The following is an 18,631-nucleotide window of genomic DNA, read 5'->3' on the forward strand; positions in this document are numbered from 1 at the left end:
CGGGCGTGCGGCGGGCGGGCGGGCGTGCGTGCGGGCGGGCGTGCGTGCGGGCGTGGCGTGCTCACCCCGGGCGGGTGGGTAGGCGTGCGTGCGTGCACTTGCGGAGGAGATGTGCAGTGCGGAGGGCCGTATTGCCTTGAACCGTCCTCCGTAAGTGACTTCTCCTCCCGAGCCGCTCGGGGCGCGGTGGTCGCTGCGGGCGAGTTGCCGACCGAAGCGGTCCGGGCGGGCAGCTGGGGAGGAGATGTGCAGTGCGGAGGGCCGTATTGCCCTGAAACGTCCTCCCTAAGTGACTTCTCCTCCCGAAGTGCTCGGGCGTGGCGGTCGCTGCGGGCGACGTCGCCGACCGAAGCGGCCCGGGCGGGCGGCTGGGGAGGAGATGTGCAGTGCGGAGGGTCGTAAAGCCCTGGAGCATCCTCCCGAAGCGCCATCTCCTCCCGAACCGCTCGGGCATGGGGTGGCTGCTGCGGGCGAGTTGCCGACCGAAGCGGCCCGGGCGGGCAGCTGGGGAGGAGATGTGCAGTGCGGAGGGTCGTAAAGCCCTGAACCGTCCTCCGAAGCGCCATCTCCTCCCGAACCGCTCGGGGTGGAGGGAAGGCTCAGCGGGCCGTGGCGCCCGACCGCTGCGTCTCGAGCAGGTCGCGGATCTGGACGAGAAGCTCCTGCTCAGTGGGAAGCTTCGGCTCGTCGGCCGCTTCGCTGATGCCGGCGCGCGCGGCGGCGCGCTCCTTGATGCGGTTCATCGGGTAGACGAACACGAAGTAGACGACCGCAGCGACCGCGAAGAAGCTGATGACGGCGCTGAGGAGCGAACCGAGTGGGAAGGTGACTTCCTGGCCGTAGATGCCTGTGAAGGTCGGACCGAACTGGCCCGCCGCATCCGCTTGATAGAACAGCGCCACCAGGGGATTGATGATCGAGGTGACGACGGCGTTGACGATGGCGGTGAACGCGCTACCAATGACGACGGCGACGGCCAGGTCGACGACGTTTCCGCGGAGAATGAACTCCTTGAATCCTCTGATCATGGGCTTCTCCTTTTCCGGGGGGAGTGTCATGAGTCAGACGAGGCCGAGGCGGCCGGGCTGCTCTTGCCCGACGATGCCGATGAGGAGGACGCTGCGCTACCACTTGCGCTTTCGGAACTGCTGGAGGTGGAGCTGTCGGAGCTCTTCTTCTCGGCCGCGCGCGAATCGGTGCGGTAGAAGCCGGAGCCGTTGAAGGTGACGCCGATCGACCCGTACTCCTTGCGCAATGCACCTCCGCACTCCGGGCACACGCTCAAGGTGGGCTCGGCGAAGGACTGCACCGCGTCGAAGCGGTGGCCGCATTGTTTGCAGGCATACGCGTAGGTGGGCATGGGGCTCCTAGAGTTCAGCGGGACGCGGGGGAGAAGGTGAGGGTGCGGGTCGGCGTCACGATGCCGGTGACCGGCTGGTCGTGCACGTCGCGCGGGACGTCGTCGAGGAGTTCCGAATCGAAGACCACCGCGTACACGGGCGGGCAGTTCTCCATCGAGCCGATCGTCTTGTCGAAGTAGCCACGGCCCCAGCCCAGCCGCATCCCGGTGCGGTCGACGGCCGCCGCGGGGATGACCAGCAGATCGACGTCGTTGACGGCGATCGGGCCGAGCACCTCGCCGACCGGCTCGGGCATCCCGAGCAGTCCGTCGGTGATGTCACCGCCCGGGACAGCGACCGCCCAGTCGAGGAGACCGTCGGCACGGGTGATCGGAAGGAGCACGCGGATGCCGCGGCGCACGGCCGCGTCGACGAACCCGCGGGTGCCGGGTTCGGTCGGAGTCGACAGGAAGCACGACACCGACCGGGCGCCGACCCGCGCGACGAGGTCATCCAGCTGCGCGCGGATGCCCTCCGCGGCGTGCTCGCGGGCGGCATCGGACATCATCTGCCGTCGCTCGCGCAGGTCGGCGCGCAGTGCGCGCTTGGCCTGCTCGATGGTGTCCGACATGCTGTCGATTCTAGGCGGGCGCCGGAGTGCCGCCGGCGAAGGGCCGGCCTACAGGCGGGAGGTGGATGCTTCACGCGTTGTTCACACGCATCCCGCTAACCTGTGTTCATGTCGCATAAGCCCTTCAAGGCCGTCATCCCCGCCGCCGGACTCGGCACGCGCTTCCTTCCCGCCACAAAGGCGATGCCGAAGGAGATGCTGCCGGTCGTGGACAAGCCAGCCATCCAGTACGTCGTCGAAGAGGCCGTCGCTGCGGGTATCGACGACGTGCTCATCATCCTCGGCCGCAACAAGAACAACATCGCGAACCACTTCGACGCGATGCCCGAGCTGGAGCAGAAGCTCCGGGCGAAGGGCGACGAGGACAAACTCGCCAAGGTGGAGCACTCCTCCGACCTGGCCGATATCCACATGGTGCGCCAGGGGGAACCGAAGGGGCTCGGTCACGCGGTGCTGCGCGCCAAGGCCCACGTCGGCGACCACCCCTTCGCGGTGCTGCTCGGCGATGACCTCATCGACGAGCGCGACGCGCTCCTGTCGAAGATGCTCGAGGAGTACGACGGCCGAGGCGCCACCGTCATCGCCCTCATGGAGGTGGACCCCGCATCCATCCACATGTACGGGGTGGCAGCCGTCGAGCCGACCGACGAAGACGATGTCGTGAAGGTCACCCAGCTCGTGGAGAAGCCCGCGGCCGAGGATGCGCCGTCGAATCTCGCGATCATCGGACGGTACGTCCTCGGTCCTGACGTCTTCGAGATCCTTGAGCACACCGAGCCGGGCAAGGGCGGCGAGATCCAGCTCACCGACGCGCTGCAGGAACTCGCCCAGGGTGCGGGCGACGGGGGCGGGGTCTACGGCGTGATCTTCCGCGGTCGCCGGTACGACACCGGAGATAAGGTGGACTACATCAAGGCCATCGTGCAGCTGGCGGCGGACCGCGAAGACCTGGGTCCGGAGCTGCGTCCCTGGTTCAAGGAGTTCGCGGCGGGTCTTTGACGCTGCTAGATCGAGGGAGTGGGATGGACCTGTCGATCCCGCGACGACACGGGCCGATCTCCATTCGGCTCGTGCGCCCCCGCGACGCCCGAGCGCTTCAGAACGAGCTCCTGTCGAATCGCGGATGGCTTCGGCCGTGGGAGGCGACGAGCCCGGACGGACCCGTGTCGTTCGACATGCGGCTCGGCATCCGCCGGCTTCTGCAGCAGCACCGCGACGGCGCGGGCGTTCCCTTCGTCATGGAGTACGACGGGGAAGTAGCCGGCCAGCTCAACGTGTGGGGCATCGCGCGTGGGTCGCTGGCGTCGGCGACGATCGGATACTGGGTCAGCGAACGGTTCGCTGGACGCGGGATCACCCCGACGTCGGTGGCGCTCGCCACGGACGTGTGCTTCGACGAACTGCGCTTGCACCGCATGGAGATCTGCATCCGCCCCGAAAACGTGGCGAGCCTCCGCGTGGTGGAGAAGCTCGGGTTCCGGTACGAGGGACTCCGGCGCCGCTACATCCACATCAACGGCGACTGGCGCGACCACTACGCCTTTGCGCTGGTGCGCGAAGAGGTTCCCGACGGGGTGCTGGCGCGCTGGGTGAGCGGGCGGGTCCCGCCGGATGCGGCGACCGTGCCGCCGTCCGACCGACTCCCGGCCTGAAACCCGGGCTCATCTCTGGGGCGACGATCGGGTGCGGTTCCGCCGCGGTTTTCCTCGACCTGACGGGCCGCGATGCATCCGCACTGTGCGACGACACGCGCGCGCGGTGCGCGGGGAAAAACGGCCCGGTCGCATACCGTTAGGCGCATGGGCGGGCAGGTGTTGGGCGGTGGCGTGATCGTCGCCGTCGCCGTCGCGCTCTGGCTCGTGTATTTGCTGCCCTCCTGGGCCAGCCGCTACCAGTACACCTCATCCGAGCGTAACGCCGTTCGCCTGAATCAGGCGCTGCGGGTGCTCGCCGAGACCAGTGAGACTCCCCGCGAGGTGAGGCTCGAGCTGAACGCACGCACCGCCCTCGCCCAGCAACGTCTCGCCCGCCGCGCTCAGGCCGAGCGGGAACAGGCGGACCTCGCCGTGGCACGAGCCGCCCTGGAGGCTGCCAAGGAGGAGAGCGCCACCGAGCGCGAGCTCGCCCGTGCCGCCCAGGCCGAAGCCGTCGCCGCGGCACGCGCTGAGCGCGCAGCCGTGCGCGAGCGCCCGGCCCTCCGCCGCGCACGTGCACGACGACGGATGCGGTTGACCACCACCGTCCTCGCCGTTGCCGCACTCGCCGCCGCCGGCGTCGGGGTGTGGCAGTTCCTGTCCGCCGCGACCTCCGTGCTGCTGTGGGCCGGCGGCGGAATGTTCCTGCTGTCTGCCGTGGTGCTTATCCGGATGTCCCGCGTCGCCTCGCGCGGAGCGGTTCGCGAGAGGCCCGTCGCCGCGACCGAGCGCGTCGCGCCCGCCATGCCCGACCTTGCTGTCGGTCGCCCGCGGTCCGCGGCGTGGACGCCGCGGGAGCTGCCGAAGCCGCTCGCCTCGTCCAGCGGCTCACGCGCGGCAGCCGTGCTCGACGCCCAGGAGGCCCGCGAAGCCCTCCGGGTCGCCGCGCGGGAAGAGGCGATCCGCGATCTGGCCCAGCAGAATCAGCCGCCGTCGATCGACGAGGCACGCGTCGCCCGTGCGTCGGAGTTCACCCGCATGGGCTACGTCGACGATGCCGAGATCGAGGCGCACGTGCGCGACCTGCTCACGCGTCGCGCCGTCGGCCAGTAGCCCTCGCGCGGAGCTGCCGAGCGGCGCGGGGAGCCTCTGCCGCCGTGATAATGTAGCGGAGGTTCAGGGGCCTGTGGCGCAGCTGGTAGCGCACCTCGTTCGCATCGAGGGGGTCAGGGGTTCGAGTCCCCTCAGGTCCACCCATTGTGATGTCTCGCGACATGCGTCTCATATGTCGCGAGACAGCTGTCACTTAACAAGAGCCCGGCCATCGGCCGGGCTCTTGTTGTTCGTGCACGCGAGCCGCACGCCCCGCGACCCGGGGACCGCCGCGTCTCGGCCTCCCGGCGCACGACGATCCGGGGCCGCGGCCGGACTCCCATCACGGCATCGCAGCATCCCGTATTCGGCGTCGGATCTCGCTCGGGCGGCCTGGCCGGAGGAGAAGCCTCGGCTAGAGCAGGGACTTCTCGTAGACCCGGAGAACGCTCGGGGTGGCGAGCAGAGCGCCGAGCGTGGCGTGGTGCGCGGCGAGCTCGTCGTCGCGTATGTGCTCGTAACCCAGTCGCCGGTACCAGCGGTCAAGCTCGGCCTTCGATGCGTTGCTGCCGTCGAGCGGAGTGAGGACCTCGATCTGCATGGCGCTCGCTGCAGCGTCGCGGGCGAGGTCTTCGGCCGCATCGACCAGCCCCCGCCCGATCCCGGCCCCTCGGACACCGGAGTCGACGGCGAGCATGCCGAGCCAGCCAACCCCGTCGGCGACGGCCGTCCGAACGACACCGACGAGTCGCTCGTCTGCGTATGCGGCGAGGATCTCCCCGGCGCCCACGGCTGCCGCGATCTCGTCGTGATCGGTGCGAGGCGTGCCGGGGTGCCACATCCCGACTTCTGCGGCCGCGTAGACGTCGTTGGTCAGTGCTGTGACGAGGTGCACCAGGTCGCTGTCGGCAGCGGCCGTCGGAGGCAGCAGGCGAATCGAACGTGCGGGAGTCACAGCGACTCTTTCCCGGTGAGGCTCAGCGGAATACCGGTGAACCGCGTTCGCGGATCGACGTTGAGCGCATCGGTCCGTCTCGTGAACAGGATCTCATCCGATGTGTTGGTCATGGTCAACGTGTGTGTTTCCCGTCTGAAGAGATGTCGGCGCGGGCGCGAGGATCTGCCCTCGCCCGCGCCGCCCCTCGGCCCGGGGCGACGGTCACGGTAACACCCCGACCGTCTGGAGCATCCGTCGTTATCCCCAGGCTTCGCCTTCACCTCTCGGCTGAGAGGGCGACCTCTGTGCCGTCGGCACGCCGGTGATCGGCTCGTCGCGATTCGGTTCTCGGGACCGCCCGCGCGTCATCACGGGTGACCGGGCGAGCGCGCCGGCGCGATCCGCTGCCCGGTGACCACCGCGATCGCCGCGACCACGAGGTGCATGAGCATCAGGGCGAGCACGCCGAGCACGCTGGTGCCCGGGATGAAACCGCCGACGAGCAGCAGCACGTCGGGGATGAACGACACGAGCACGAGCACCGGCACGAGGACCCGCAGGAGCCGCGCGGATCGGCGCACGCAACGGACGACCAGCACCCACCCCGCGATACCGGCGAGCACGCCGGCGATGCCGAAGGCGAGGTAGGGCCCCGGTTGCAGGGGCGCGAACGTGCTGTCGGCGCCCAGCGCGAGGGCGCCCAACGCCACGGCGGTGAGGGCGATCGCCGTCGCGACGACCGCGGCGAAGACCAGGAGTGCCGCCGTGGCGGCCCGGGGGCGGATGAGCTCGGTGGACATGATGCTCCGATCGTCGGTGGATGACTGTGACGCTACGGTCGCGGCTCGGTGCCCACATCTGCCGGACGATGTAACCCCGCTACCTCCGGGGGGAGTACCGGTTTCGCGCCGTGTGCCGTCGCCGGGGCTGTAGCGTCGCCGCCATGACCCTTCTCACCACCGACGCCGTCACCCAGTACGCCGTGCTCGATGCGCTCCTGGCGGGCGCCTACACCTCCGGACTCCCCGCCACCGATGCTCGCCGGCTGGGGGACTTCGGCATCGGATGCTGCGATGGGCTCGCCGGCGAAGTGATCCTGGTCGACGGCGACCTCCTCGAATGCACCGATGAGGCGGCGCCCCGCGAGATGGCCGACGACGAGTCGCTGCCTTTCCTCGACGTGTGCACGTTTCCGGATGTCGCGGCTGAGACGGTCGGAGCCCTCGACCTGGCCGCCTTGACGGCTGCGGTCGAGGAACGCCTGGTCAGTCGGAACCTGTTCCACGCCGTCCGGGTGGACGGGGTGGTGGCGACCGTCCGCATCCGCGTGCCGCGTCGCCGGGAGGCGCCTTTCCGGTCGCTCGCCGACGTTACGCGCGACCAGGTCGAGACGGTGCTCGAGGAGCGCACCGGAACGCTCGTGGGGTTCTGGGCGCCGGAGATCTATCAAGGGATCGCCGTGGCTGGGCTGCACCTCCACTTCATCGCGGCCGACCGGCTCTCCGGCGGGCACGTGCTCGAGGTCACGGTCGCGACAGGGGAGCTGCGCCTCGCCGCGTATCCGCGCTTCGATCTGCGCCTCCCCACCGACGAGGTCTTCCTGCGCACTCCGCTCACCCACGGCGACGATCACCGCATCGTGGCCATGGAGGGCGGCGTCTCCCACTGACCCCGCTTTTCGTCGCTGCGGGGGCCCTTCGTCTCGTCGCTGCGCTCCTCGCTCAGGGTCCGGTGCTTTCGGACGCTGAGCGAGCGCAGCGAGACGGAGCGTCGACCCCGAACGGTACCGTGGGGGCCCTTCGTCTCGTCGCTGAGCGAGCGGAGCGAGACGAAGCGTCAGGGTGCGGGCCCAGCGGCGCGGCCGGTCGCCTCCCGGACGCTGAGCGAGCGGAGCGAGACGAAGCGTCGGCCCCGGACGGTACCGTGGGGGCCCTTCGTCTCGTCGCTGCGCTCCTCGCTCAGGGTCCGGTGTCCCCGGGCGCTGAGCGAGCGCAGCGAGACGAAGCGTCGGTGGCGGCCGGTGCGGGATCGCGGAATTCCCGCAAGGCGCGCCCGCGTGGGGGACCCCTGTGCTTGACTCCAAGCGGGCCGTTCCTTCGGGCGCCGCTCAGCACACATCGCCTCATCCACCCCCCGGAGAGTCCATGACCGTGGCATCACCCCGTCCATCCACCCCTCCGCTGCGTGTCGGGGTCGTCGGCCTCGGCTGGGCCGGTCAGCAGCACATCGCGGCGTACACCGCGCATCCCGATGTCGAGCTGGTCGGTATCGCGGGCCTGGAAGAGAACGCGCGCCGCGAGCTGGCCGAGCAGTTCGACGTCGAGGTCGCGGTCGCCGATTGGCGAGAGCTGCTCGACAGCACGCCGCTGGATGCGGTGAGTGTCGCGGTGCCGACGTTCCTGCACGCCCCGGTCGCGGTAGCGGCTCTGGAGCGCGGCATCCACGTGCTTTCGGAGAAGCCGATCGCCCGCAGCGCCTCGGAAGCCGCCCAGATGGTGGCGGCCGCCCGCTCGGCGGGGCGCGTGCTGCAGGTCGCGTTCAATCACCGTCTGCGCGGCGATGTCCGCACGCTCGCGAGCGAGATCTCCTCCGGCGCGCTGGGGCGCATCTACCACGTGCGTGCGGCGTGGCTGCGACGCGCGGGCATCCCCACTCTGGGCAGCTGGTTCACGAGCAAGGAGCTTGCCGGCGGCGGTCCGCTCGTCGACATCGGAGTGCACATGATCGACTCGGTGCTCGACCTCATGGGCGAGCCGCGAGTGCTCTCGGCCTCCGCGGTGGTGCACGCCGAATTCGGCCCGCGCGGTCTCGGCGGCCCGGATGCGGCGCTCGGCGGCAAGCAGTTCACCGGCTCGGCGTTCGACGTCGAGGACTTCGCGACGGTTCTGCTGCGCCTGGAAGGCGGTGCGTCCGTCACGCTCGACACGAGCTGGGCCTCGTATCGCCCGAGCGGCGACGAGTTCGGCTTCACCCTCTACGGCACCGAGGGCGGCGCCGAACTGCGCGTGGTGGACTACGCCCCGGCGACGGATGTCGCCCTCTACTCCGGCACCGCCGATGCGGTGGCCGATCGCGTGCTCCCCGGTGGCGAGCCGGCCGGACACCAGGGCGTCGTGGACGAATTCATCCGCACCGTCCGACACCCCGAGGAGTGGGCGGCGAACGACGGCAGTGTGGCCGCACGCCGCGCCGCGATCATCGACGCCTGCTACCGGTCGGCGGAGGAAGGGCGGGAAGTCGCCGTGGAGCAGATCGAGATCGGAGCGATGAAATGAGCGCGATTCGCGTCCTCGTCTGGAACGAGGGAGAGCACGAGCTGCACGACGCCGCTGTGCAGGAGATCTACCCGGACGGCATTCACGGGGCGATCGCGGAGGGCCTCCGCGACCTGTTGGGGAGCGACGTCGAGGTGCGCACGGCCACGCTGCGCGATCCGGAGCACGGCCTGTCGGAGGAGGCGCTCGCCGCGACCGACGTGCTCCTGTGGTGGGGGCACATCGCCCACGACCAGGTCGACGACACGGTCGTGGACCGCGTCCACCAGCACGTGCTGTCGGGTATGGGCCTGCTGGTTCTGCACTCGGGCCATTTCTCGAAGATCTTCATCCGCCTCATGGGCACGACGTGTTCGCTGGCGTGGCGGAACGACGGTGAGCGCGAACTCGTCTGGACCGTGGCCCCGGGTCATCCGATCACCGACGGGGTGGAGCATCCCATCACCATCGACCGGCAGGAGATGTACGGCGAGTTCTTCGACGTGCCCCAGCCGGACGAGCAGATCTTCGTCTCGTCGTTCGCCGGTGGCGAGGTGTTCCGCTCCGGCCTCACCTACCGGCGAGGGCGCGGACGCGTCTTCTACTTCTCACCGGGCGACCAGGAGTACCCCGTCTACCACCACCCGCAGATCCGGCGCGTGCTCGCGAACGCCGTGAGGTGGGCGCACCCGGGGGATGCCCCGCGGGTGCTGCCCACCGTCACCAACCCCGCGCGTACGCACGGGTGAGGCGGCTCAGCCGACGAGCGCAGTCCGGGATGCTCCGGCGCTGAGCCGCTCGGCGGCGAGTCCTTCTGCGGCCATCAGCGGGGTCACACCCCGGGTTTCGGCCTCGTCGAAGATGCGCCGCGTGGTGTCGCCGATCGCGGCGACGCGCGCCATGATCTGCGCGCGGTCGCCGAGTCCCTTGTCGGCGGCGTCGAGGTAGATCACTCCGCCGGCGTTGGCGACGAAGTCCGGGGCGTAGAGGATGCCGCGGGCCGCCAGGCGCTCTGCTCCGCTGCGGTCGGCGAGGGGGTTGTTCGCCGGGCCGCACACCGCGCGCGCGTCGAGCGCGTCGATGACCTCGTCGGTGAGGAGGCCGCCGATCCCGGCGGGAACGAACACGTCGGCGGTCACGAGGTGCTCGTCGCCGGGTGCGACCCAGGTCGCGCCGAGGTCGGCGGCGAGGTGGCGCTTGGCGGGGTTCACGTCGGTGACGTGCAGCACGGCGCCCTCGGCGGCCAGCCGGACGGCGAGGCGGCTTCCGACCTGTCCCAGCCCGGAGATGGTGATGTGGCGACCGGCCACGTCGCCCGAACCCGCGACACGCTCGAGGGTCGCACGCAACGCCTCGTACACGCCCACGCTCGTCGGACCGGCCGGCTCGCCCGAGCCCCCGGAGGCATCCGGCAGACCGACGACGGACGCGGTCCGTTCGCGGACGACGAGCATGTCTTCGGCCGTCGATCCGACGTCCTCTGCGGTGCGGTAGAGCCCGCCGAGTGACTCGACCGCGTCGCCGAGGTCGAGGAACGCCGCGCGGCGGCGCTCGGGGTCGAGGACCGTTCCCTCGGTCAGGCCGATGACGGCCTTGCCGCCGCCGGCGTCGAGTCCGGCCGCGGCGTTCTTCAGGGTCATCGCGGCCGACAGGCGAAGCACGTCGCCGAGAGCGGCGCTCCAGTGCGGATACGTCCAGACGCGGGCGCCGCCGAGAGCGGGGCCCAGCGCGGAGGAGTGCAGGGCGACGGCGAGGAACAGGCCGCTGCGTTCGCCGGTCCTCACCTCCACGCGTTCGTGGGTGAATTCGGGCAGGGGCAGGGCAGGAGTCATCGTCGATCCTCTTCCGGCGGGCTTCGTGGGCCTGGGGTTTCGGATGTCACGGGTGTGCGGCATCCGGAAACCATTGTGCCCGGGGACTCCACCGAACGGGAGGGGGGCGACGGCGGCTACGCTTCCGTCATGGCTGACGAATACCTGCACGGCCACCACTCCAGCGTCGTGAGCTCGCACGCCCGGCGTACGGCGGAGAACTCCGTCGCCTACCTTCTTCCCTCCCTCCGCGCCGGCATGTCGCTCCTGGATGTCGGGTGCGGACCGGGAACGATCACGGTGGATCTGGCCGAGAAGGTGGCTCCCGGGCGTGTGGTCGGCGTGGATTCCTCCGCGCTCGCGTTGCAGCTGGCGCGCACGGTCGCGCAGCAGCGTGGGGTCGGTGTGTCCTTCACGACCGGTGACGCCTACGCCCTGGCGGCCGGTCGCGGCGAATTCGATGTGGTCCACGCCCATCAGCTGCTGCACCACCTCGCGCGTCCGGTCGACGCCATCCGTGAGTTCGCGCGGGTGGGGGCGGGCGGGATCGTGGCGCTTCGCGAAGTGGACTACGGCGCGATCACGTGGTTCCCCGAGTCGCCGGTGCTGGCGGAGTGGTTGGACCTCTACCTCCGGCTCGGACGCGCGCTGGGCGGCGAGCCCTCCGCGGGGCGGCGACTCCTGTCGTGGGCGCGCGAGGCGGACCTGCGCGACATCGTTCCCAGCGCATCCCTCTGGCTCTACGCCACGCCCGAAGACCGCTCGTGGTTCGCGGACTCGTGGGCTCAGCGCGCGACGGAGTCGGACTTCGCCGAGCATGCCCTCGATCGCGGGCTCGCCGACCGCGACGCCCTGCAGCGGATCGCCGACGGCTGGCGTGAGTGGGCAGCGGCGCCGGACGGATGGCTCGTCATGCCGCACGGCGAGATCCTCGCGCGCGCGGCGGCCTGAAGGGTACGGCTGCGACGCGCGCCTAGGGTGGGACGCATGAGTGTGGACCTCCCCGCCCGCAGCCGTCTGGTCGCCGAGCGTCTGGCGGAGGAGGGGATCGCCGGGAAGATCGTCGTGCTGCCCGATGCGGCATCCACCGCTGCCCTGGCGGCCGCTGCCCTCGGGGTGGACGTGGGGGCGATCGCCAACAGCCTGGTGTTCATGAGCGACGGCGAGCCGTTGCTCGTGATGACCAGCGGGGCGCACCGTGTCGACACGGCGGCGCTTGCCGCGCGTCTCGGGCGCGGGCCTATCCGCCGGGCGAGCCCGGAGCAGGTGCGCGAAGCGACCGGGCAGCCCATCGGCGGCGTCGCGCCCACCGGGCACCCCGCCCCGCTGACGACGGTGGTGGATGAGGCGCTCGCGGCGTATCCGGAGCTGTGGGCGGCCGGCGGCACGCCGCACACCGTGTTCCCGCTGACCTTCGATGAGCTCGTCCGCCTCACCGGCGGCGTCGTGGGAAAGGTGGACTGACCTCAGACGCGGACGGGCGCCGCCGCTCAGGACCTCGTCGTGGAAGGCACGGGGAAACGGAGCGTCGCGGCCACGGGCGAGCCGTCGGTGAGCTCTTCCCGCGGTACGGCGAGCACCGATCCGCCCGTGCGCAGGACGTCCGCCGCGAGGTCGAGAAGGAGGAACATCCCCTCGCCCGCGTGCACGCGACCGAATTCATCCACGGTGCCCGAGCGCTCGGCATCCTGATCGAGGCGGAGCTCATCGATCGCGGCTGCCGCGGCGGCCGCCGCCACTTGCGACACGCGGGAGGTCGCCAGCTCCTGCGCGCGAAGCGTGCCGAACCGCTCCTTCCACGCGGAGACCTGGTGTGCGTGGCGCATGCTCAGCACCTCGCGCGCGCGGTCTTCGATCTCGGAGTCGGTGAGCGACTCGGGGTGCGCGGTGATCTCCTCGTCGAGCAAGAGCGCGAAGGTGTTCTGCGCGCGATAGGCCGGCCGGAACTCGTCGGTCGCGGCCAGGATCAAGGGGACGCCACGGCGGATGACCGCAGCCACCGCCTGGTCCACGGCGCGGCAGAACCGCTCCCGCTCGGGTCGGTCGCCGTCGGACCCCCGGGCGGGGTCCCGGTCCATCCGCCCGTCGTTGGAGGCATGCTCCAGCATCAGCTGGTGGTCATCGGGCAGGGTCAGCGGGTGCTCGATGAGCCCGGGCGCCGCTGTCACTTCCGTGAGACGCGCGAGTCCGCGGGAGAGCTGCAGGACGAACGCCGACGAGCTGTCCGAGCACGCGCGCAGCAGCATCCGTACGTCGAAACGATCACCGACGACGACCTCGTCGGTGACCTCGAACGGCAGCTGATACCACTCGGCGGTGTCGGGAGTGGCGAGGACGAGCATCGCTTGAGACTGCGAACCCCAGACGTCGTCGTCCTGGAGAAGGCCGCGCAGCCGTTCGACGGTGGCGGCGCGCTCGCCGCGGGGGAGGTCGAGCTCATCGAGGCGTCGCGCGGCCTCGTCGATCGCGTCGCGCAGGGCGATGCGGGCGCGCTCGTGGTCGGCGGGGACGGGGGAGGAGCCGACCACCAGGCTGACGCTGCCCGGGTGACGCGCCTCGATCAGAGCCAGCAGTTGGGGGTTGTCGGGGAGATCACGAGGGAACATGCCCCGACCCTAGGGCTGCCGGCGCCATCCGGCTAGACCTTGCGGCGGCCCCGCGGACCCCGGGGTTCCGCTCACGGGCGGGCGAGCGCCTCGAGACATGTCACGGCGGCGGCTGCCGACCACGCCTGCGGGCGGCACGCGGCCGGGTAGGGCGTGGGAACGGAGATGGCGGATGCCGGGTCACCCGAGTGCAGCTCGGGCACGCGGTATCCGAAGCCCTCGGCCGCGGCCAGCAGCTCCTGCACCACGGCGCGGGCGGCATCGTCGAGGCCGGCGCGCAGCATCCCGTGCACCGCGATGGCGGTGTCGTGGACCCACACGCTGCCTCCGTGGTACGACAGCGGCCAGAACCCCGCGGCCTGTGTCGACATCGTGCGGATGCCGTACCCGCTCGACATCGTCGGCCCGCGGAGGAGACCGGCGATGTGCGCCTCATCCGCCGGCTCCAGGATGCCGGTTCCCAGGAGGTGCCCGATGTTGCTGGTGAGGGTGTCGACGGCGTTCTTGTCGCGATCCAACGCGACGGCCGGGTAGCGTCCCTCGGGCGTGTCCACCCAGAAGGCCGCTCCGAATTGCGCCTTGAGCGCGGCGGCCCACGCGCGGAGCCCTTCGGCATCGTCGGTGTCGTCGCCGAACGCCTCGAGGAGCGCCGCCCCGCCCAGCGCCGCTTCGTACGCGTACCCCTGCACTTCGCAGAGCGCGATGGGACCGGCCGCGAGCGTGCCGTCCCGCCACTGGATCGAGTCGCCGGAGTCCTTCCAGCCCTGATTGGCCAGCCCCGTGCCGAGGCGATCGATGTAGTCGAGGAACCCGTCACCGTCGCTGTCGCCGTACTCGAGGATCCACCGCAGGGCACGGCGGAGGGCGGGGATCAGCTCGCGGACCTCCGCCTCCGGCATCCCGGCTCGCCACGCATCCGCGAGGAGGCACACCCACAACGGCGTCGAGTCGACACTGCCGTAGTAGCGCGGGGGGAGGACGATCCCTTCGCCGGGGAGTTCGATCGCGGACGAGCGCAGCTCGTGGAGGATCTTCCCCGGCTCCTGGGCGGTCGCCGGGTCGTCGTCGGTGCCCTGCAGGCGTGCCAGGACGCGGAGAGTGGATGCGGCGATGCCGCGGTCCAGCGGAAGCCCCAGCCGCGCGGCCCACAGCGAATCGCGGCCGAACAGGGTGAAGAACCAGGGGGCTCCGGCGGCGAAGAAGTCGTCGTCCGGCGCATCCGGCAGCGCCAGCCGGAGGGCGTCGAGGTCGCCGAGGGCGACCTCGAGCCACCGCGCCAGCCGCGGATCGGCCGACGCCGCCGAGGACCCCGCCGCCGACGCCGACGCCGCCGCGTCCCACCGCACCGGGGTGCGGGCCGCCTGCACGACGAGGGACTCGTCGTGCAGCTCCAGCGACCACTCCACCGCCGCCGAGCCGCGCGCGGGGACATCCATCGGCCACGTGATCACGAGTGCATCGCCCTCGGCGTCCACCCGCGCGCCCGGCGCCGCGAGCTCGAACGAGGCGGCGCCGGCTGACGCCACGACCCCCGCCTCGGTCATCCGGAACGACCGAGGCCGCGGAGCATCCCGACCCGACTTGACCTCGTGCAGCAGCGCGAAGTCGGGGACGACCCGCAAGGTCAGTGTCGTCGACACGGATTCCGGAAGGTGCGAGCGGACCGTCAGCGTCTCGGACACGCGACCGCCGTCGACACGGCGGTCGCGCTCCAGCCGCACCTTGGGGTCGGGCTCCGCGTCATCCAGGCCGCGGATCAGGCCACCGAAGACGATCCGCGACGGGCCGTCGGGAGCGGCCGAGATCCACTCGATCGCCGATCCGCCGCACGACAGCTCCAGCGCGCGCACGTGCCGGACGTCGCCGTGGTAGATCCCGTCGATCGCGGCGGCGCCGGCGTCGCCGCCGGCGCGCGACCACACCTGGGTGGGTGCGCGCAGGGCGATCACGGCATCGGAAAGCAGGGGCTGCAACGGCTGCGGCAGCCCCTCGGTGTCGCGGGTCATTCCTTGACGGCTCCTTCGCTGGCGTTCATGATGCGGCGCTGGAAGATGAAGAACATCACGGCGACGGGGATCGTCATGATGGCAGCGGCCGCGAGTTTGATCGGGTACTGGCTGCCCTGGCTGAGCTGACCGCTGGCCAGGGACGCGACGCCCTTGGTCAGGGTGGTGAGCTCGGGGGACTGGGTCGAGACGACGAAGTGGCTCAGCTCGTTCCACGACCCCTGGAACGAGAGGATCACGATGGTGATGAGCGCGGGGCGGGCCATCGGCAGCACCACCGACCAGAAGATCCGGAAGGTGCCGGCGCCGTCGATCCGGGCCTGCTCCTCGACGGACGCCGGGATCGATTCGAAGAAGTTCTTCATGATGAACACGCCCGCCGCATCCACCAGCAGGGGCAGGATCATGCCCGCGTACGAGTCGTACATCCCGAGTTGGTTGATCACGAGGAACTTCGGGATGAGGAGCACCACGGTGGGCACGGCCATGACGGCCACCAGCGCCGCGAAGATGATGCCGCGACCGCGGAAGCGGAGCCGGGCCAGCGCGTAGCCGGCGAGGGAGTTGAAGAACACCCGGCCGATGGTGACGAAGATCGTGACGATCGCCGAATTGGCGAACCATGTCGGGAAGTCCGACCGCAGGAACAGCTGCTCGTACGCCGCCCACGTGAACGTCGAGGGCACGAGCGAGATGGGATCCACCGCGGCATCCGCGTCGGTCTTGAAGGACGTGGCCACCTGCACCAGGAACGGATAGATGTAGATGAGGGCGAGGGCGGCCAGCGCGACGTAGAGGACGATCTGCCACACGACGGTCTTCCGTGGCAGGTGGCGCCGTCGCCGCGGGGGCCGGTCGGTGGCGCCGCCGGTGAGCTCTTGCCCGATGAGGACGTCGGTCTGGAGGCTGGTGGCTGCTGCCGTCATCGTGCCGTTCCCTTCGATGTGGGACGCACTTCGTACTGCCGCGCCCGGCGACGCGAGACCGGGCGGTCGCGGAGAACCCAGCGCTGCAGGATCGTGAACGCCACGATGATGACGAACAGGACGAACGCGATCGCGGCGCCCTGGCCCCACTCCTGGGAGATGAAGGCGGAGTCGTAGCTGAGATACGCGGGAGTCAGGGTGGTCTTGCCCGGCCCGCCCTGGGTGCCGGTGTAGATCTGATCGAACACCTGCCAGCAGCCGATCAGGCCCAGCGTCAGCACGGTGAAAAGCGTCGGCTTGAGCTGGGGGAGGGTGACACGCCAGAACCGCTGCCAGGCGTTGGCGCCGTCCATCATCGCGGCCTCATCCACGTCGCCGGAGATGTTCTGCAGCGCCGCGATGAACAGCAGCATGAACGTGCCGGAGGTGGTGAACACGGCCATGAGGATGAAGGCGGACATCGCGACCGAGGGCCCGGCCATCCAGTCCCACCACGACACCCCGAGGAAGGCGTTCTGCGTCAGTGCCGCGGGACCGGACTGCACCCCGAAGACGCCGAGGAAGTTGTGGACGACGCCCCGGGGCTCGTTGAACCAGTTCGGGCCGTTGATGCCGATCCACGACAGCGCCTGGTTGATGGCTCCGGAGGTGGAGAACAGGAACAGCCAGAGCACGGTGATCGCGACGGTGCTGGTGACCGAGGGGAAGTAGAACGCCGTGCGGAAGAACCCGCGCCCGCGCAGCACTGCGCGGTTGACGAGGACGGCGAGGAACAGAGAGAGGGCGGTCTGGCAGGGAACGACGAGGAGGACGTACCACGCGTTGTTGCGCAGCGCGATGCCGAAGTCACGTTCGGCGAGGCCGCCGCCCGTGGTGATCTCCGCGTAGTTGTCCCCGCCGACGAAGCTCACGCCCGGGGCGAAGGGGCTTCCGCGCCCGCTCCAGTCCGAGAAGCTCACCCACAGTGCCATCAGCACCGGGATGAGGAGGAAGACGCCGAGGATGACCAGCACGGGGAGCGTGAAGATCCATCCCGCGGCGGTCTCGCCGCGCCGGAGCCCCCGAGAGGAGGACCCGGCGCGGCGAACCGCGGTGGATGACGCGGTCATTACTCGACGATGGCCTCGAGGTTGGCCTGCACGGTGTCGAGGATCGCCTGCGGGTCACCCGTGGCGAGGGACTCGATCTGTGCGTTGAAGTCGGAGATGACGTCGGCGGCACCGGCCAGGTTCGGCGGGAACTGCGCGTACTCGGCCCCGGCGAGGAACGCCGACAGGTCGGGGTTGGCGCTGGTCCACGCATCCGCTGCGGACTGGATCGACGGCATCGGGCCGAACGCCTCCGAGAAGGCCAGCTGCTGCTCGGTGCCCGTCAGGTACTCCACGAGTTCGAGCGCAGCCTCCTGGTTGGCGCTGTCGGCAGCCATGCCCCAGCAGTTGGTGAACTGCAGCGTGCCCTGACCGGCGGGACCGGCGGGGAGCTCCGCGACCGCGTAGTTCACGTCCGGGTAGTCGTTGGTCAACGCTCCCGTGATCCAGTTGCCCTCGATCACCATTGCCGCGGCCCCCGTTCCGAAGGCCTCGCCGCCCCATCCGGCGCCGATGTCGCTGGCGAAGGCGAAGGAGCCGTCGGCGAGGTGGCTCTGCACGTAGGTCAACGCCTCGACGTTCTCCGGGCTGTTGGCGGTGGCTGCGCCGTCGGTGAGGAGACCGCCGCCGGCCTGCGCCATGAAGGCGCCGATCCGCTGGTACTCCGCGCCGAAGGCGAGACCCACCTGCCCGTCGGTGGTGAGGCGCTGCGCGACCGCGGCGAGGCTGTCCCAGTCGGTCGGGATGTCGGCGTCGGTCAGGCCGGCCTCAGCCCACAGGTCGGTGTTGATGACCAGCGCGAGGGTGGAGAAGTCCTTCGGTGCGCAGTAGAACTCGCCGTCGAGGGTGAAGTTCTCCACGAGCGACGGGTAGAAGTCATCCTTGTTCGCCAGCTCGTCGCCGTACGCCTGGATCGAGCCGTTGCTGGCGTACCCGGCGAGCGCCTCGGGGGCGAGGTAGAACAGGTCGGGCGGCGATCCTGCCGCGAAGCCCTGCGACAGCTGCTGGGGGAGGTCGTTGGCGACCTGGACCTCGGCTTCGATGCCGGCGTCCGCCGACCAGGCGGCGACCGCCTCTTCCACGGCGGTCGTCTCGGCCTCGCCGGATGAGCCGATGAGGATGCTGAGCGATCCGTCGGCGGATTCGTCCGATCCGCTGCCGGAGTCGTTGAAACCGGAGCCGCACGCCGCGAGCGTGAGCGAACCGGTCACGAGGAGCGCGCCTGCGCCGAGCATTGCCCGCGTGGTGTGCCGTGTCATGTGTCTCTCTCCTTCGATGAGGCATGTGGCGCGCTAATTTGAACGAT

General features: G+C 70.4%; 19 protein-coding genes and 1 tRNA gene. 9 read left to right on the forward strand and 11 right to left on the reverse strand.

Annotated features, from left to right (window positions below):
• Window positions 1–599 precede the first annotated feature (599 nt).
• From mscL to AC4FS1_RS00895, 3 genes are read right to left on the reverse strand one after another with little or no spacing between them, the layout of a single operon-like run.
• Window positions 600–1,028 (reverse strand): large conductance mechanosensitive channel protein MscL, encoded by a 429-nt coding sequence (gene mscL, locus AC4FS1_RS00885; protein WP_491151848.1) that lies wholly within the window; start codon window positions 1,026–1,028, stop codon window positions 600–602.
• Window positions 1,029–1,054: 26 nt separating this feature from the next.
• Window positions 1,055–1,360, reverse strand: a complete 306-nt coding sequence (locus AC4FS1_RS00890) for an FmdB family zinc ribbon protein (RefSeq protein ID WP_491151849.1) — start codon at window positions 1,358–1,360, stop codon at window positions 1,055–1,057.
• Between the two features lie 14 nt (window positions 1,361–1,374).
• Window positions 1,375–1,971, reverse strand: coding sequence for a 5-formyltetrahydrofolate cyclo-ligase (locus AC4FS1_RS00895; RefSeq protein ID WP_491151851.1), 597 nt, complete (start codon window positions 1,969–1,971; stop codon window positions 1,375–1,377).
• Between the two features lie 108 nt (window positions 1,972–2,079).
• Between AC4FS1_RS00895 and galU the strand changes: the two genes are divergently transcribed.
• The 4 genes from galU to AC4FS1_RS00915 all read left to right on the forward strand — a co-directional run bounded on the left by galU (window position 2,080) and on the right by AC4FS1_RS00915 (window position 4,858).
• Window positions 2,080–2,970: a UTP--glucose-1-phosphate uridylyltransferase GalU gene (gene galU, locus AC4FS1_RS00900; RefSeq protein ID WP_491151852.1), complete on the forward strand. Its 891-nt coding sequence runs from the start codon at window positions 2,080–2,082 to the stop codon at window positions 2,968–2,970.
• 23 nt (window positions 2,971–2,993) lie between these two features.
• Window positions 2,994–3,623, forward strand: coding sequence for a GNAT family N-acetyltransferase (locus AC4FS1_RS00905; protein ID WP_491151854.1), 630 nt, complete (start codon window positions 2,994–2,996; stop codon window positions 3,621–3,623).
• 147 nt (window positions 3,624–3,770) lie between these two features.
• Window positions 3,771–4,718: a large exoprotein gene (locus AC4FS1_RS00910; protein WP_491151856.1), complete on the forward strand. Its 948-nt coding sequence runs from the start codon at window positions 3,771–3,773 to the stop codon at window positions 4,716–4,718.
• Between the two features lie 67 nt (window positions 4,719–4,785).
• Window positions 4,786–4,858, forward strand: a tRNA-Ala gene (locus AC4FS1_RS00915).
• Window positions 4,859–5,112: 254 nt separating this feature from the next.
• Here the strand turns inward: AC4FS1_RS00915 and AC4FS1_RS00920 are convergent.
• On the reverse strand, window positions 5,113–5,652 hold the full coding sequence (locus AC4FS1_RS00920) for a GNAT family N-acetyltransferase (RefSeq protein WP_491151858.1): 540 nt from the start codon (window positions 5,650–5,652) through the stop codon (window positions 5,113–5,115).
• Between the two features lie 350 nt (window positions 5,653–6,002).
• Complete coding sequence (locus tag AC4FS1_RS00925; protein WP_491151860.1) at window positions 6,003–6,434, reverse strand: DUF6069 family protein; 432 nt, start codon at window positions 6,432–6,434, stop codon at window positions 6,003–6,005.
• A 143-nt stretch (window positions 6,435–6,577) separates the two neighbouring features.
• On the opposite strand from AC4FS1_RS00925, the gene AC4FS1_RS00930 reads away from it, so the two are divergent.
• The 3 genes from AC4FS1_RS00930 to AC4FS1_RS00940 all read left to right on the forward strand — a co-directional run bounded on the left by AC4FS1_RS00930 (window position 6,578) and on the right by AC4FS1_RS00940 (window position 9,637).
• A complete protein-coding gene (locus tag AC4FS1_RS00930) occupies window positions 6,578–7,303 on the forward strand; it encodes an acetolactate decarboxylase (RefSeq protein ID WP_491151861.1) in 726 nt (241 codons plus the stop codon).
• Window positions 7,304–7,778: 475 nt separating this feature from the next.
• The gene (locus tag AC4FS1_RS00935) at window positions 7,779–8,909 is read left to right on the forward strand and encodes a Gfo/Idh/MocA family protein (RefSeq protein WP_491151862.1); all 1,131 of its coding nucleotides are present in this window, start codon (window positions 7,779–7,781) and stop codon (window positions 8,907–8,909) included.
• Window positions 8,906–9,637: a ThuA domain-containing protein gene (locus AC4FS1_RS00940; RefSeq protein ID WP_491151864.1), complete on the forward strand. Its 732-nt coding sequence runs from the start codon at window positions 8,906–8,908 to the stop codon at window positions 9,635–9,637. Before AC4FS1_RS00935 ends, AC4FS1_RS00940 begins: the two co-directional genes overlap by 4 nt.
• 6 nt (window positions 9,638–9,643) lie before the next feature.
• Here AC4FS1_RS00940 and AC4FS1_RS00945 read toward each other — a convergent pair whose 3' ends face one another.
• The gene (locus AC4FS1_RS00945; RefSeq protein ID WP_491151865.1) at window positions 9,644–10,720 is read right to left on the reverse strand and encodes a Glu/Leu/Phe/Val dehydrogenase family protein; all 1,077 of its coding nucleotides are present in this window, start codon (window positions 10,718–10,720) and stop codon (window positions 9,644–9,646) included.
• A 129-nt stretch (window positions 10,721–10,849) separates the two neighbouring features.
• Here AC4FS1_RS00945 and AC4FS1_RS00950 point away from each other — a divergent pair, with 129 nt between their 5' ends.
• Both AC4FS1_RS00950 and AC4FS1_RS00955 read left to right on the forward strand, forming a co-directional pair.
• Complete coding sequence (locus tag AC4FS1_RS00950) at window positions 10,850–11,650, forward strand: class I SAM-dependent methyltransferase (RefSeq protein ID WP_491151867.1); 801 nt, start codon at window positions 10,850–10,852, stop codon at window positions 11,648–11,650.
• Between the two features lie 36 nt (window positions 11,651–11,686).
• Complete coding sequence (locus AC4FS1_RS00955; protein WP_491151869.1) at window positions 11,687–12,163, forward strand: YbaK/EbsC family protein; 477 nt, start codon at window positions 11,687–11,689, stop codon at window positions 12,161–12,163.
• A 26-nt stretch (window positions 12,164–12,189) separates the two neighbouring features.
• Here the strand turns inward: AC4FS1_RS00955 and AC4FS1_RS00960 are convergent, their stop codons facing one another.
• The 5 genes from AC4FS1_RS00960 to AC4FS1_RS00980 all read right to left on the reverse strand — a co-directional run bounded on the left by AC4FS1_RS00960 (window position 12,190) and on the right by AC4FS1_RS00980 (window position 18,584).
• Window positions 12,190–13,305 (reverse strand): baeRF11 domain-containing protein, encoded by a 1,116-nt coding sequence (locus AC4FS1_RS00960; protein ID WP_491151870.1) that lies wholly within the window; start codon window positions 13,303–13,305, stop codon window positions 12,190–12,192.
• Window positions 13,306–13,376: 71 nt separating this feature from the next.
• Window positions 13,377–15,311 (reverse strand): glycogen debranching N-terminal domain-containing protein, encoded by a 1,935-nt coding sequence (locus AC4FS1_RS00965; RefSeq protein ID WP_491151872.1) that lies wholly within the window; start codon window positions 15,309–15,311, stop codon window positions 13,377–13,379.
• Entirely contained in the window at window positions 15,308–16,237 is a 930-nt protein-coding gene (locus tag AC4FS1_RS00970; protein ID WP_491151873.1) for a carbohydrate ABC transporter permease, read from the reverse strand. The genes AC4FS1_RS00965 and AC4FS1_RS00970 overlap by 4 nt, the downstream gene beginning before the upstream one ends.
• Window positions 16,234–17,346, reverse strand: coding sequence for a carbohydrate ABC transporter permease (locus AC4FS1_RS00975; protein WP_491151874.1), 1,113 nt, complete (start codon window positions 17,344–17,346; stop codon window positions 16,234–16,236). Before AC4FS1_RS00975 ends, AC4FS1_RS00970 begins: the two co-directional genes overlap by 4 nt.
• The gene (locus AC4FS1_RS00980; RefSeq protein ID WP_491151875.1) at window positions 17,346–18,584 is read right to left on the reverse strand and encodes a sugar ABC transporter substrate-binding protein; all 1,239 of its coding nucleotides are present in this window, start codon (window positions 18,582–18,584) and stop codon (window positions 17,346–17,348) included. Before AC4FS1_RS00980 ends, AC4FS1_RS00975 begins: the two co-directional genes overlap by 1 nt.
• Window positions 18,585–18,631: the final 47 nt, after the last annotated feature.

The organism is Microbacterium sp. Z12_35, assembly GCF_058310475.1.